Source organism: Pseudoduganella sp. HUAS MS19 (genome assembly GCF_053615455.1).
Window position 1 is genome coordinate 3,965,465 of the sequence record NZ_CM132133.1, and the last position, 13,912, is coordinate 3,979,376.

The 13,912-nt window shown below is 57.5% G+C and carries 11 protein-coding genes and 2 pseudogenes; 8 read left to right on the forward strand and 5 right to left on the reverse strand.

The window, feature by feature from the left end:
* The first annotated feature begins 64 nt into the window (after nt 1-64).
* Nucleotides 65-394 (forward strand): hypothetical protein, encoded by a 330-nt coding sequence (locus ACWBU6_RS17885; protein WP_452644760.1) that lies wholly within the window; start codon nt 65-67, stop codon nt 392-394.
* Here the strand turns inward: ACWBU6_RS17885 and ACWBU6_RS17890 are convergent.
* On the reverse strand, nt 391-1,914 hold the full coding sequence (locus tag ACWBU6_RS17890) for a hypothetical protein (protein WP_452644761.1): 1,524 nt from the start codon (nt 1,912-1,914) through the stop codon (nt 391-393). The two genes, ACWBU6_RS17885 and ACWBU6_RS17890, sit on opposite strands and share 4 nt — an antisense overlap.
* Before the next feature lie 3 nt (nt 1,915-1,917).
* On the reverse strand, nt 1,918-3,258 hold the full coding sequence (locus ACWBU6_RS17895; protein ID WP_452644762.1) for a hypothetical protein: 1,341 nt from the start codon (nt 3,256-3,258) through the stop codon (nt 1,918-1,920).
* Nucleotides 3,259-3,446: 188 nt separating this feature from the next.
* Between ACWBU6_RS17895 and ACWBU6_RS17900 the strand changes: the two genes are divergently transcribed.
* The 5 genes and pseudogenes from ACWBU6_RS17900 to ACWBU6_RS17920 form a co-directional block, all read left to right on the forward strand.
* Entirely contained in the window at nt 3,447-6,686 is a 3,240-nt protein-coding gene (locus ACWBU6_RS17900; protein ID WP_452644763.1) for an nSTAND1 domain-containing NTPase, read from the forward strand.
* Nucleotides 6,687-6,697: 11 nt separating this feature from the next.
* Nucleotides 6,698-7,147, forward strand: a complete 450-nt coding sequence (locus ACWBU6_RS17905; RefSeq protein WP_452644764.1) for a hypothetical protein — start codon at nt 6,698-6,700, stop codon at nt 7,145-7,147.
* Between the two features lie 363 nt (nt 7,148-7,510).
* The gene (locus ACWBU6_RS17910) at nt 7,511-7,633 is read left to right on the forward strand and encodes a hypothetical protein (protein WP_452644765.1); all 123 of its coding nucleotides are present in this window, start codon (nt 7,511-7,513) and stop codon (nt 7,631-7,633) included.
* A 256-nt stretch (nt 7,634-7,889) separates the two neighbouring features.
* Nucleotides 7,890-8,060, forward strand: coding sequence for a hypothetical protein (locus tag ACWBU6_RS17915; RefSeq protein WP_452644766.1), 171 nt, complete (start codon nt 7,890-7,892; stop codon nt 8,058-8,060).
* Between the two features lie 187 nt (nt 8,061-8,247).
* Nucleotides 8,248-8,868: pseudogene (locus tag ACWBU6_RS17920) on the forward strand (IS256 family transposase); the annotation flags it as partial.
* A gap of 41 nt (nt 8,869-8,909) precedes the next feature.
* Here the strand turns inward: ACWBU6_RS17920 and ACWBU6_RS17925 are convergent.
* A protein-coding gene (locus ACWBU6_RS17925; protein ID WP_452644703.1) for an IS3 family transposase occupies nt 8,910-9,997 on the reverse strand; the annotation gives its coding sequence in 2 pieces (ribosomal slippage) (nt 8,910-9,745 and nt 9,745-9,997; 1,089 coding nt in all).
* Nucleotides 9,998-10,073: 76 nt separating this feature from the next.
* Here ACWBU6_RS17925 and ACWBU6_RS17930 point away from each other — a divergent pair.
* Both ACWBU6_RS17930 and ACWBU6_RS17935 read left to right on the forward strand, forming a co-directional pair.
* Nucleotides 10,074-10,706 (forward strand): annotated as a pseudogene (locus ACWBU6_RS17930) (IS256 family transposase); the annotation flags it as partial.
* Nucleotides 10,707-10,856: 150 nt separating this feature from the next.
* Nucleotides 10,857-11,354 carry a biotin/lipoyl-binding protein gene (locus tag ACWBU6_RS17935; protein ID WP_452644767.1) on the forward strand — a complete coding sequence of 166 codons (498 nt, stop codon included), beginning with the start codon at nt 10,857-10,859 and terminating at the stop codon, nt 11,352-11,354.
* Nucleotides 11,355-11,542: 188 nt separating this feature from the next.
* Here ACWBU6_RS17935 and istB read toward each other — a convergent pair whose 3' ends face one another.
* Both istB and istA read right to left on the reverse strand, forming a co-directional pair.
* A complete protein-coding gene (istB, locus tag ACWBU6_RS17940; RefSeq protein ID WP_452644064.1) occupies nt 11,543-12,337 on the reverse strand; it encodes an IS21-like element helper ATPase IstB in 795 nt (264 codons plus the stop codon).
* Nucleotides 12,330-13,841: an IS21 family transposase gene (istA, locus tag ACWBU6_RS17945; RefSeq protein WP_452644063.1), complete on the reverse strand. Its 1,512-nt coding sequence runs from the start codon at nt 13,839-13,841 to the stop codon at nt 12,330-12,332. Before istA ends, istB begins: the two co-directional genes overlap by 8 nt.
* Between the last annotated feature and the right edge of the window lie 71 nt (nt 13,842-13,912).

The following is a 13,912-nucleotide window of genomic DNA, read 5'->3' on the forward strand; positions in this document are numbered from 1 at the left end:
TACGCTTGCCTGAAACGCAAAACGCCGGTACCGTAAGGTGCCGGCGTTTTTTAATGGAACCTGAATGAAGCTATCTCACAAAGCAGCCCTGTTTTCCGGACTCGGCTTCCCCGGCCTTGGCCAGTTCATTGTACTGAAGCGCCCGGGGCGCGGCCTGCTGTTCATGCTGCCGGCGCTGGCGGTGTTCTGCTGGCTGATGTATGGCTTATGGAAAGCCACCGCGGTTTTGATGGAAGAAGCCTTGAGCGGTACTTTACCGCCCGACCCGATCCTCATCACCCAGCGCCTGGCCAAAGCCAGCATCACGCCCGGCACCTCCACGGCAGGCTGGATCCTGCTGGCCTGCTGGATCGCCAGCATCGTCGACGCATTCCTGACGCGCGACAAGCATTAAGCTACGCTGCGCGCCCCCCGTGCGGCGCGCTGCACATCCTGCGCCTCGTCATCCCAGACCGCTGCCTGGGTAATTTCTTCCGCTCCTACCTGGGCCCCATCGGAATTAAAGCGCAGCCAGGCCAGCGCACCGCCTGGCGTCACGCCGATTGCATGCACGCCGTCCTGGTTGGGCGCCGCCATCAAGGCCGCCATGACCAGCGTCGTCGCGATCGGCACCGGCATACTCCAATGACCGCCCTGCTTCCTGCAAACCAGCCACAGGCCGCCGGCGCCGTCGCCATACGCCAGGTGTTCGCCGCTTGTGGTGGATTCGCTCCATACCAGGCAGGCCCCGCCGATGTTCGCAACCGGCTGCGGGACCGACTGTCCGCCGCGATAGACGACGATGCTCTCGCCCGCCACGAACACATCCGGCACGTTCGGCACATTGGAAGGCGCCAAGTGCAGGCTGGCCGCACGGCGCGGCAGGCCCTGGTAGTCGATTGCAATGCCCCATGCAGCGGCACGTGCGAAGCTATTGAAGCGCAAGGTGCGCCCGCAAGGCGTGTCGCTCAGTCGCCAGGCACCTGGGACGCGGTAACTGCCAATTGCCGTTGCCAGCGATTCCTCGTCTTCCTGTTCCTCCCAGGCGGTCAAAGGGCCTTTCATCGCCGCGTTGAAATACCAGGTACTCGCCGCAGTCATCAGGACCATCGGTACGGCACCCGACTGCAGCAGGCCGAACGAAATGCGTGTCACATCATCCCGCACTTCCGGAACGTGGCGCGGCGCCATTCCGCGCATGGCCTCGACCCAGCCCGCTTCGTCCAGATGATTGGAGATGCCTACGGCCACATGCAAGGTCGGGCTGCCGCCGCTGGCCCATGGGGCGACTGCCAGCGCCAGCGCAATCGTTCCATCCGGCGCCTGCTGCACATCCAAAGCTTGCACCTTGCCCGGCTGGTTCAAAGGCAGCATGCCGCTCAGGTCGGTCTGCGACCAGCGCCCGAATGGCGTGCGGCGGAACATATAGAGCGAGCGGTTGGCGCCAACCGTAAACACCAGCGGCAAGCCGGAACCATCGCGCACCACGAACAGCGGCGAGCGCGCCATTGCAGGCGCCGCGCAAGGGCTGGAACGGTAGCCGGATTCGTACAGCGGCACCAGTTCCTGCCGCACCAGCGCGGGCAGATCGCGGCCTGCAGTCACCTGGCTGCGCCAGTAGGCCATGTCCGCCGGCTGCGAAGGATCATAACGGTCGAACACCGCGTTGTATGCGCGCAGCAGGCGCTCTTTCACGTCCAGCTCCGCCAGTTCCGGGCGCGCCAGCAGGTGCAGCGCCAGTTCAGCGCGGCCGCGCACGGCCTCGCCCTGGCAGCTGTACAAGGTAGTCCACGACAGCGCCTCGCTCGCCATCGGTTCGCGTTGCAGCACAATGCGCGCAATGCGCGCAGCAGCAAAACTCAAGGCGCCCGACGCACTGGCGCCGCCCCACTTTCGGACCTGCGCCACCGGCACAGATGTCATCAGAACAGACATGCTTCATTCCCCCAGTTCAATTTCTATGTCACCAGACTCGTTGATGCGCAAGTCACGGCAGCCCAGCTTGCGCCCTGGGGCCAGGCCCTCGGCAACGGCGGCGAACATGTCGCCGGTAGCCGTTGCCAGGAAACCGGCAATATCCTGTTGAACCGAGGCCAGGCTGGCAGCATTGCCTTCCCACCACAGGTTGACGCGCTGCACATTCAGCAGATGCGGCAGCGGGTCCGACACCACGTAAATACCCGTGGTTCCGGCGTCGGTGGCCGGCACACCCTTGCGCGCCAGCGCGGCCACCCCGACCCGGCCATTCTCGGCCCGCCATTGCAGGCGTAGCGACCATTGCAGCGTGGCGCGCGCCCAGGCCTTGCCCATATAGCTGCGCTGGCGCGACAGTGGCAACTCCTGCTTCACGCTGTCCCACTCATAGCGGCCCAGCACACTGCTGATATCGATAGTCGGACGCTGCACGCCATCGGGACCGGCCTGGCGGCCCATGGTCACCGTGCATTGCAAGTCCTGCTCCGACTCGCGGTCGTGCAAGGTACGGTTGGCTTCCTGCCAGTTCAGCAGTACGTGGTCGCGGTAGGTCCAGCCATTGCCGTTGCGGATAAAACGGGCACGTTCGCCATTGTTCAGGGTCGCCTCGACACCCGACTTCTCGTTCTGGCATTGCTGTGGATTGACCTGGGCCACGCCATCACGCGACGCAACATAATCCGGCAGGGAATCGAGGCGGCGCTGCAGCTTTTCGACTACCATGGGGTAAATGTATTGGCGCAGGAAGCTCTCGCGCCCGATCACCGCGCGGCGCATTGCCGTTCTCTTGAGCACCGCCGGCGCCACGGTGCGCAGCCAGTTGCCGACTGCCGTAATAAAGAACTCCTTCAACGGACCGTTGTCGCACGGCAAATGAGATCTATCCACATCACACAGAGCGGCCTGCAGCACAAGGCCGCCATATTCGTTCACTGCGGCCGTGAACTCGAGGCGCCAGCCTGCGACCGATTGGCGCAGGATGTCGCGCCGGCCGTATGCGTTGTAAAAACGCAAATTCCCAGATGCAAGGGTCAACGTCAGTTGAGCCGTCGTTGGTGCTGCGGAGTCATAGCGGATCTCAACCGGACGCAGCTCAGCCCGGTCCTCGCCCTCCCCGCCCAGGGCCAGGCTGCCCACTTCCATACTGCCGTAACGTATGTCGTTAGGAAACTCTCCGGCGGCTCGCATGGCGTCAATAGTGCTCTCGAGCAACTTTCCGGAGGTGAACCAGCTTGCGCAAAGCTGTTGCACCGAAGTCGTAGTGTCGGAGCCGATTTCAAAAAATACCGCTTTCGTTGTGACCATTTTTGCTTTTAAGAATGTTAAGATTTGGCCGTTTGGCAATGACAGCACTGTAAGAAAAAAAGTCTTCCCTCGCCTTCCGGAAATCTTCCGAAGGCCGGAAGGAAACCTTCCGGACCGGAAGAAAAGCTCCGGAAGGTTTCTAAGTCATTGATTTATAAGAGACAGAAGAAAAGAAGGTTGCACAAGCCATGGAGTTCCAATTCGGCGACTGGTTAGTCAGCCCGGAAGCCAATTTCGTCAGCAACGGGGATCTGAAGACGCCGTTGGAGCCGCGCGTCATGGCGGTGCTGCGCTATCTTTGCCGCCATCCAGGCGCGGTGATTCCAGCGGAAGAGATCCTGCAGGCTTGCTGGGGAAGCAGTGAACTAGGCGACAACCCGGTGCACAAGGCCATCACCCAGTTGCGCCGTGCATTCGGCGATTCGAGTACCGAGCCGCGTTATATCGAGACGATTCGAAAGCGTGGCTACCGGGCGATTGCGCCTGTAATCACTTTCGCCGCCCCTCCCGCCACGACGTGGGAAGGTGGTTCGCCATTCCGCGGCTTGGAAGCATTCCAGGAAAACCATGCCGCAATTTTCTTCGGGCGAGTGCAAGCCACTGCCCAGTTGCGCGAATTGGTCCTGACCCAGGCCGCCCATGGCTGCCCGATGGCGCTGGTACTCGGCCCTTCCGGCTCTGGGAAGACTTCGCTAGTCCGCGCCGGCCTGCTGCCAACATTAATGGTAGATGCCATTCGTTCCGACGAACCAGTGGGACTGTGCTGCACCGTGTACCTCGACTGCGCCGATCTCGGCAGTGGCACCTTGTTCCAGGCTTTGGCCGGAGCTCTGATTGACGCGGAGATCAACGGGGAGCCCTTATTCCCAGGCGCCAGTGCCGACGGCCTCGGGCAGCAATTAGCCTCCGATGCTGGCGCCGTCGCTTCGGAATTGCGCAAGCGTGCATGCCTTCGCACCCAAGTCGGCGTGTTGATTGACCGCCTTGAAGCCGTTTTCCGCGCACCACCAAACGAAGTCGCCTGCTTCATGGAAGTGATCGAAACACTGGCCAAGTCGAATTGCCTGCTCATGTTGATGGGATGTCGCAACGATTTCTATCCAGAAGTAATGGCGCAGCCAGTCTTGCTCACCCTGAAATCACGTGGCGGTCACTTTGATGTTTTACCACCTGACGGCGCTGACATTGCCCAGATCGTCCGGCAACCAACGTATGTTGCAGGACTTACTTTTGAAAAAGACAAAGCGACTGGTGCCAGCTTAGATGATGTTCTTTGCGATGCGGCGCGTGGCAATCCGGATATGCTGCCCCTTCTGCAGTACACACTGAACGAACTTTACAGACAGCGCGGTGACGATGGCACACTCAGGTTCGACGTTTATCGCCAGTTGGGTGGAATCGAAGGTGCTGTTGGCGTGCGTGCAGAACAAGTCGTTTCAGGTCTCAGTTCGCCGGAGATAGCGGCCTTACCACGCGTTTTATCACTCTTGGTGAATGTAGGCGAGGATCATACGGCGGTGACATCTCGCAGGTGTCCCCTTTCGATGTTGCGCAGTGACGACGAGAAGGGGCTTGTAAGAGTGATGATCGAAGCCCGACTGTTCGTAAGTGAGCTTGCAGGCGATGTCCCAAGCTTCGGCGTAGCCCATGAGGCACTCCTCCGTCGATGGCCGCGTGTTGCGAGTTGGATTGAGCAATTCCACAGCTCAATCAAGCTCCGAACCCAATTAACAAATGAAGCCAAACGCTGGTCAGACGCCGGAAGGGCGAGGGACCTTCTGATCCCTGCTGGCAGCCAGGTTGAGAAAGCGAAACAATTGCTTGCATTAAGCGACTTTTCGATCACTCCGATTGAAGCGGAATTTATACGCGCTTCAGTCTCAAGAGCACAGCGTGGCGAGCGGATTCGGATTGGCATCACAGCACTTATTTCCATCCTTGCCGTTGTTTCCGCAGTGTTAGGATTTACTGCGCGAAAGGCCAAAGGAGCAGCCGAACAACATCGAGTTGAAGCGGAAGCATTAATGGGCTATATGCTCGGTGAATTTGCCGAAAAACTCCGCCCGCTTGGAAGGCTGGACCTTCTCGATAGCGTTAGTGTTAAAGCATTAAGCTACTTGTCGTCCACCGACTCACTCCTGGCGAGCCCAACTGCTATGAATCAACGTGCAAAGGCTCTTCAAGTAATTGCGGAAGTGAATACTGCTCGCTCGAACCCTGAAAAAGCGCACGAAGCATTGCTAGCTGCTCGCAAGATTCTTCGGTTACAGGATGACGGTAACGTAACAGATAAGACGCTACTTAAAGATTTAGGCGCGAACGCATTTTGGCTTAGCCAGTATTACACTGCTCGACGCGAATGGGATGAGGCACTTCACCATGCAAACGATTACTTATCCGTTAGCGAAAGAATGGTGAGAGCTCATCCTGAAGACCCAGAAACATGGCTGGAACTCTCGTACGCCTATAACGGGATAGGAAGCACACAGGTTCAAGCTGGGCGGAACGAGCTCGCATCTCATGCCTTTGAAAAATCGATAGTTCTTAAGAGAAAAGTACTGGAGACGACACCGGAAAACGTCAAGGCGAAGGCGGATCTGGCCAATTCATTGTCATGGCTTGCAGATGCAAAGAAATCTTTGGGACAATTAAATGAGGCTGTTTCTTTGTGCAGAGAAGAAGAGTACCTTATAACCTCAGTCCACAAACTCTTTCCTAACGATGGCTTTTGGACATACCGGCTCGCAAACGCATTGTGGCACCGTGCAATTTTAGAGATGTCACTTGGACTGGACGCCGACGCGATTACTCATCTTGAGCGTGCGGAAGAGTTGTTGAATGCCTTAACTATCCAAGATCCTAGCAATCAGAAGTGGAAGCTCAATCTCGGATACGTTCAGGTTCACATTATCGCGATGAAGTCTCAACTGCCGCCGCTGGCTCAGGCAAAACAATTGGAGGAAATTCATACGCGCTGGCAAGCGGAGATTGCGAAAGACCCCAAGAACAGCCGTTTGCTCGGTTTACTGGGAACAATCGCAATCCATTTGGCGCCCCTTCGAGTTCAGCTGGACCCATCAAACGATGCAGCGATGACACTCGAAGCCTACATAGAACGGGAGCGAGTCGCGCTTCTAGCGAACACTCAGGATGCTGGCGCAAGTTCACGGCTGTCTGAACTGCTGGCCATAAAAGGAGAGTTGCAGGCCTCCATGAAAAAGGCCGATGACGCCAACAAAACTTGCTCTGAAGCAATATCAATCCTTCAACCGTTCGCAAAAGATTCCAGTAACCCATCTATCCTAGCCCCTTATCTGAGAAGTGCAACCTGTGCTGGCGATCATGCAGCAATAGATACAGCCAGATCAAAGCTGAAGAGAATGGCTTTTAACAATTCTCGTTATGCCAAATACTTAACTAACCGTTGAGAAAGGAAACTATGAAAAACACAGTTACGGAAGAGGTCCCGACCACTTTCCTTAATGTACAGGTCATCGCGATACCAAACATCAAAGGTGACGGGACCGTCAGCTACGACACGACCTTTATTCCTGAGCGATTGACAGTCACTGAAGTCGATACGGTGATCAATTACCAGCTTATTAGCCCGACGCCTGCAGACGTTAAGTTTAAAGACCTCACTATCAAGCCCGATGGCTATAACCAATTTAGCGAACCCAGCATCAGCGAGAGCGGAAAGATAGTCACATTCAGCGATGCCAACACGGTTGCTACGACCTTTAACGTTAAGATCAAGTTCACAAACAAGGATAATCAGGAATTTCTTGTCGACCCAGAAGTTGATAACGATCCGCGACCACCGATGACTGGGTTGCTTGCGGCTCATTGCGAGTTAGAGCCAGAAGCGGACAACGATCCTCGCGCATAAGACGTTCGGAGGTGTCAGAGCATGAAAGCTGAGCATCATTTTCGTCGCTCTGCTGGCTCTGCACCTCAAGTGCGAAGTTCCGCTGCCTGAAGCCTCTTCCGTTCAATCCTGCCCCAAGCAAGCGTCGGAAACCCGGCAATTAAAGCTCCACATATTGTAGGGTTTTCACTTTGAACGTCAGTAAGAGATCTTCCACGACAATCTCGGCGAATTGAAGAAACCGCTGGACGTTGTTCGAAGCGAAAAAACTCATTGCGCGGAAACAATGTTTTAATCCATAATTTATTTGCACTGCGTCACTTTGACGTATACGTTGATGAGATTCATACGCAGATTTCCCGTATCTAACTCAAGGAGAACTAAATGTTTTTGACGTCCGATGAGAGCAACAAAGAGACTTCTAATGAGATTTCAGATCTCGATGCCTGTGAGCAGGAGCGCGTTGCTGGAGGCCCAGAAGTTGAGAACGATCCTGGCCAGCCCTGAATCTCTTGCGTGGCACATCCGCTAAATTGAACCATTAAGGAGAAGAGATGTCTTACGAATTAACTGAACTGCGCCCTGAGTCTTCTATTGAGCTATATGAATTGAATGACGACGAAGTGGAGCATGTTGCAGGCGGCCCGGAAGTAGAGAACGATCCTGGTCAGTGAAATGCATTTCAAGCGTTAGTGTCAAGTTTAGTTTGCGCTTTTACAGGTCCCAAAGCCCATATCAGATTATAGAAAAAGGAGAAAGAAGTATGAATGCAACCCCACGCCAATCCGATGTTGTTGAGCTCGATGATCACGAATTGCTCCATGTGGCGGGCGGACCTGAAGTAGGGAACGATCCCGGTCATTCTCTACATAATAGAGGCTTCGCATCGACCCTGTTGTTGCCGGAAGAAGGGAATGATCCAGGCCATGACTAACTAACGCGTAATTCTGCGGAGCGAGGTGGCGACTTTGACTCCAGAATAAGGCATTCGATCTCGCCATTGAACTGCCAAAATGTGCTGCCATCATCTAGCTAAGTTGCGGGACATGCAGCAAGTTTCGAGCCTGTCAGAATTTTAGTGTGAATCTGGGGTCATGAAATAATACCGAAAGGGATTGTCCATGACCGACGTAATGACCACTAAAAAACCAAAAACCAAGAAGCAGTACCCGTTTCCTGTTGAACTGATTGACCAGTTGCTGGCCCAGGTCGAGAACAAGGATGCCGAATCGATTCTCGGGGAGTCAGGCTTGGCCGGCCAGCTCAAAAAGATGCTGGCCGAGCGCATGCTGACAGCCGAATTGACCCACCACCTCGCCACCGAAGGCGACGCCAAGAACCACCGTAACGGCAAGAGCCGCAAAACCGTTTTGGCACCGGGCGGCGAGCTGGAATTGGAGATCCCACGTGACCGTCTTTCCAGCTTTGAGCCAAAGCTCGTCGGCAAGCACCAGCGCCGCATGCCGGGCTTCGATGACCACGTCATCGGCATGTATGCTCGCGGCATGACCGTGCGCGAGATTCAGGCGCATTTGTTGGAACTGTACGGCACCGAAGTGTCGCCAGACCTGATTTCGACCATCACCGACGAGGTCATGGATGAAGTGGCGCAATGGCAGCAGCGGCCGCTGGAGACGATGTACCCGATCGTCTACTTCGATGCACTGCGGCTGAAGATCCGCGATGAAGGCACCGTCAAGAACAAGGCCGTATATTTGGCGCTGGGTATCCGCGCCGATGGCCGGGTAATCCCCCCATTTTTGATGCGCGCCAGAAGTAGGGGTTAGTCGGCGAGAGCGAGCTTCTGTTTTGGTGTTATCCCGCCCAGGCCCATGTTGGGGCGCTCGTGATTGTAAGTCCAGAGCCAGCCGGTGGCAAAGTCCTGGATCTCGTCGAGCGATTCAAACAGGTGCTGCGCAAGCCAGTCGTAGCGTACGGTGCGGTTATAGCGCTCGATGTAAGCGTTCTGCTGCGGCTGTCCAGGCTGGATAAACGCAATCTCAATGCCATGCTTCTTTGCCCATTGCGCCGTAACGCCGCTTATGTACTCCGGGCCGTTATCACAGCGTATCGCTCGAGGCTTGCCACGCCACTCAATGACTTGGTCCAGCGCCCGCACAACGCGTTCCGATGGCAGCGAGAAGTCCACGTCGATAGCCAGTCCTTCTCGGTTGTAATCGTCGATCACGTTGAACAATCTGATACTGCGACCGTCGGCAAGTTGGTCATGCATGAAGTCCATCGACCAGGTCTGGTTGATGGCCGTCGGCACGGACAACGGCACTGGCTTTTCCCTCATGATGCGCTGTCGTGGCTTGATGCGCAGATTCAGCTCCAGCTCGCGATAGATTCGATACACACGCTTGTGGTTCCAGCCGAAGCCCTTCACGTTGCGCAGGAACAGGAAGCACAAACCGAAGCCCCAGTTGCGCTGGTTGTTCGTCAGGCGAACCAGCCAATCGGCTATGACCTCATTCTCGGCATTGAGCTTTGCTTGATAACGGTAGCAAGTCTGGCTGATGCCGAAGGCCACACAGGCGCTCTTGACGGTCATGCGGCCGGCTTCGACGTAGTGTCGTGCCATCTCACGTCGGCGAGATGGCTTCACCACTTTTTTGCCAGCGCCTCCGCAACAATCTCCGCCTTCAGGCGCTCCTCCGCGTACATCTTCTTCAACCGACGATTTTCCTCCTCCAGCTCCTTCATTCGGGCCATCAGGGAGGCGTCCATGCCGCCGAACTTGGAACGCCATTTGTAGAACGTGGCACTGCTCATGCCATGCTCGCGGCACAGCTCAGGAACTGGGGCACCGGCCTCGGCCTGCTTCAGGATGGCGATGATCTGGCTTTCAGTAAAACGGGACGTCTTCATGCGGTAGAACCTTCAATTTCAAAGTTAGAAAATTCTACTTCCTGCGGCGATCATTTGGTGGGGGGATTACCGCCGCAAGGAAGTGCTGGGACTATGGATCGAACAAACCGAAGGCGCCAAGTTCTGGCTGAAGGTCTTCAACGAGCTGCGCAACCGTGGATTGGAAGACATTCTGATTGCGGTCGTCGATGGCCTGCGCGGCTTCCCTGAAGCGATTGAGGCCGTGTATCCGCAGGCGCAAATCCAGACCTGCATCGTGCACCTGATTCGCAACTCGATGACGCTGGCGTCCTGGAAGGATCGCAAGGAGCTTGCAGCTGCGCTCAAGCCGATCTACCAGGCAGCGAACGCTGACGCCGCAGCGGCGGCGTTAGACGCCTTTGCAGACGGCCCGTGGGGGCAGCGCTTCCCGACCGTGCCGGCGATGTGGCGGCGCCAATGGGAGCAGGTGACTCCGTTCTTCTCGTACCCACCGGAAGTACGTTCGATTATCTACACCACGAATGCCATTGAGAGCCTGCACATGCGGTTGCGGAAGATCGTGAAGAACCGTGGCCACTTCCCGAGCGACGAGGCAGCGACCAAATTGCTGTACCTGGCCTTGCGCAATATCGAAAAAGATTGGAAGATGCCGCAACGGACCTGGAAGATGGCCGCCAACCAGTTTGCCATTCTGTTTGGTGAACGCTTCACCAACGCGATTAACTAACTACGAACCGCGACCCCGGCACACAAAATTCCTGACAGGTCCCAAGTTTCAGCTTAGCTTAGCAAACGTCGTGTCAGCCCTTCAAAGCTCCAAACCGTAATCGCGGCATGAGATAGAAATACCTCAGTCGCCTCGCAGACTCCGCAATAAATGAATCGTCCTCTCTTCCGCGAAGAAGCCATCGCAAACAAGTCGCGCAAACTGCATGGATCAATCCTACTCACGCGCACTTGGTCAAACACCGTGCTCGCAATTTTCCTCAGCGTGCTGGTTGCCAGCCTGATCGCCTTTGCCCTCTTCTTCGGATTCGCCCGAAAGGCAACGGTGACCGGCATCGTTGTGCCGAACAAAGGCGTCAACCGAATCCTTTCACCACAACCAGGCTTGATTGCTAGGCTCAATGTAACTGAAGGTCAGGAGGTAAAGGTCGGCGACGCGCTAGTCACAATCTCCAGCGAACGTAGCGCCGAGAACGGCGCCGTGCAGGCAACCGTGAAAGAAAGCATAGAAGTTCGTATGGAGAAACTGCGGCGTGAGCTCGATCAAGTAGGTGGCCAATCATCTAACAAGCAGCGCGAACTAACAAGCAAACTCGCCAGCGTGACTGCGAGCTTGAAACAGCTAGTGTTGGCGCCGACTGAATTTTGACCCACCCTGCCGATTGAATTTTGACCCAGGGCGGGACGCTGCTTTGGGAGCCGGCGTCTGTGGATAAGTGTACCAAAGACAGGGGGGATTCGCGGTGGGCGCAGCCCGCCGTGAATCCCCCCTTAGTCAGTTCAATAGTTAATTAACGGAGTAAACGATTTATATCGTTATACATCCTGTCTTCAAAGCTACACCGGAAAGTCCGCCTTCCCGGCCTTCTGTTTTTGCTCCCGCGCCTTGATCCGCCCCTTGGCCGCCATACTGCTGTGCTGGAAGCGGTAGGAGTCGTTGCCAGTCTCCACGATGTGGCAGTGGTGCGTCAGCCGGTCTAGCAGCGCCGTGGTCATCTTAGCGTCGCCGAACACGGCGGACCATTCAGCAAAGCTCAGATTCGTCGTGATGGCCACGCTGGTATGTTCGTACAGCTTCGAGAGCAGGTGGAACAGCAGCGCGCCGCCGGCCTGGCTGAACGGCAGATACCCCAGTTCGTCGAGGATGACCAGGTCGATCCGCATCAACGACTGTGTCAGCCGACCGGCCTTGCCTTCCCGCTTCTCGCGCTCCAACGCATTGACCAGATCGACCGTCGAGTAGAAGCGCACCCGCTTGCCCATTGAGGCAATGCCCGCCACCGCGATGGCCGTCGCCAAATGCGTCTTGCCGGTGCCGGGGCCACCGATGAACACTGCGTTCTGCGCCGTATCGGTGAAGGCCAGCGTGGCCAGTTGCCGCACCAGGGCCTCATCGACCCTGGATGCCGCGAAGTCGAAGCCGGCCAAGTCGCGGTGCACGGGGAATTTGGCGGCGTTCATCTGATGGTTCACCGAACGCATGGCGCGGTCCGTGTGCTCGGCGCGCAGCAGGTGCTCAATCAGCCATTTGGACGACGACACGGCGTGCTCTCCTTGCGCCACCAGATCGGTCCAAGCGTCGGCCATGCCGTGCAGGCGCAGGCCCTTCAATTCCTTGATCAGGTCACGCATGGTTCACCTCCGCGCTGCTGCCAGCCGTCTCGCGCAGGCTGTCATAGCGGCTGGTGTTGGCTACCGGCGCCTCCTTCAATACCAGGCTGGTCTCGGCATGTGCCGGCGGCGGGGCGGCACTCAGGCGGGCCAGCACATTCTCGACGTGCTCGACACTGAGCACGCCGGACTCGATCACCAGCTCCACCGCCACCAGCACTGCCGGCAGGCCGGCGCCGGGCACGGCCGCCAGCACCTGCGCCATGAGCCGGTCGCCGCCGGCGTGGCGCAGCAAGCCTTGCCGCAGCCGCTGCAGCGGCGCGGGCATGTCGGCAAAGGGGGCGCCGTTGCGCAACGCACCGGGCTTGCGCTGCACTAGCGGGATGTAGTGCTGCCAGTCGTAGCACACCTGCTTGCGATCGACGATGCGTTCATGGGTGGCGACCAGCGCATCGCCGGCCACCACGCACACGCGGGTCGGGTACAGCCTTGTGCTCACCATCTGCCCGGCCAGCTCGCACGGCACTGAATAACGGTTGCGGTGCACGGTGACCAGGCAGGTGGACGACACCCGCGCCGCCTTTTCCACGTAGCCGTCGAACGGCGTGGGCATGGGCATCAGGTGGGCCTGCTCCTGTTCCAGCATGTCGGCCACGCTCAGCGCCTCGTACTCCGGGTGCTGCAATTCTCCCCACAGCGTCCGGCAGCGCTCTCCGAGCCAAGCGTTCAATTCAGCGAGGGAAGCGAACTGGCGGTCTTGGGCTTCGATCCAGATCCGGCGCCGGCTATCCTGCACGTTCTTCTCCACTACGCCCTTTTCCCAGCCTGAGGCCACGTTGCAGAAATCGGGCTCAAACAGGTAGTGCGCGCACATGACGGTGAAGCGCGTGTTGACCACGCGGCCCTTGCCTTTCTGGACCTTGTCGACCGCCGTCTTCATGTTGTCGTAGATGCCGCGCCGGGCCACGCCGCCCAGCGCTGTGAACGAGCGGGTGTGGGCGTCGAAGAGCATCTCGTGTCCCTGACTGGGGTAGGCCACCAGCCAGAAGGCGCGGCTGGCGCACAGCTTCATGTGCGACACCTGCAGACGCCGGTAGATGCCGCCGACCACCATGCCTTCCTCGCTCCAGTCGAACTGAAACGCTTCGCCCAGCTCGAAGCTGAGCGGGACGAAAGCCTCTGCCGCCTTGCCTTCGCGGCCACGCCATTCCCGGATGAAGTCGGTAACCCGGCTGTAACTGCCGACGTAGCCTTCGGCCCTGAGTTGGGCGAACAGCGCTTTCCCGGTACGCCGGTTCTGCTTGTTGCGGTGGGTGTCAGCTTTGAGCGCCTGCTCCAGTGTGGCGTGGAACTCGCTCAGCTTGGTGGGTGCCGATTCTCGCCGATAGCGCGGCGGTGGCGCGTCTTCCGGCTTGCGTAGCCATTTGCGCAGCGTGTTGCGGGACAGGCCCGTGCGCTTCGCGATCTCGTGCAGCGACAGCTTGTCGCGCAGGTACATCCGTCGAACTTTACCTAACATTTCCATGGTGATCACCTTATTATCTCCTGCCCAAAAAATAGGCGGGAGTAGTAGAACACCTGGGTCAATTTTCAGTC

Bases quoted from the DNA above. Each gene is read 5' to 3' on its own strand.
- ACWBU6_RS17900 (WP_452644763.1), top strand. From the start codon at position 3,447: ATGGAGTTCCAATTCGGCGACTGGTTAGTCAGCCCGGAAGCCAATTTC.
- ACWBU6_RS17910 (WP_452644765.1), top strand. From the start codon at position 7,511: ATGTTTTTGACGTCCGATGAGAGCAACAAAGAGACTTCTAATGAGATT.
- istA (WP_452644063.1), bottom strand. From the start codon at position 13,841: ATGGAAATGTTAGGTAAAGTTCGACGGATGTACCTGCGCGACAAGCTG.
- ACWBU6_RS17905 (WP_452644764.1), top strand. From the start codon at position 6,698: ATGAAAAACACAGTTACGGAAGAGGTCCCGACCACTTTCCTTAATGTA.
- istB (WP_452644064.1), bottom strand. From the start codon at position 12,337: ATGCGTGACCTGATCAAGGAATTGAAGGGCCTGCGCCTGCACGGCATG.
- ACWBU6_RS17890 (WP_452644761.1), bottom strand. From the start codon at position 1,914: ATGTCTGTTCTGATGACATCTGTGCCGGTGGCGCAGGTCCGAAAGTGG.
- ACWBU6_RS17885 (WP_452644760.1), top strand. From the start codon at position 65: ATGAAGCTATCTCACAAAGCAGCCCTGTTTTCCGGACTCGGCTTCCCC.
- ACWBU6_RS17915 (WP_452644766.1), top strand. From the start codon at position 7,890: ATGAATGCAACCCCACGCCAATCCGATGTTGTTGAGCTCGATGATCAC.
- ACWBU6_RS17895 (WP_452644762.1), bottom strand. From the start codon at position 3,258: ATGGTCACAACGAAAGCGGTATTTTTTGAAATCGGCTCCGACACTACG.
- ACWBU6_RS17935 (WP_452644767.1), top strand. From the start codon at position 10,857: ATGAATCGTCCTCTCTTCCGCGAAGAAGCCATCGCAAACAAGTCGCGC.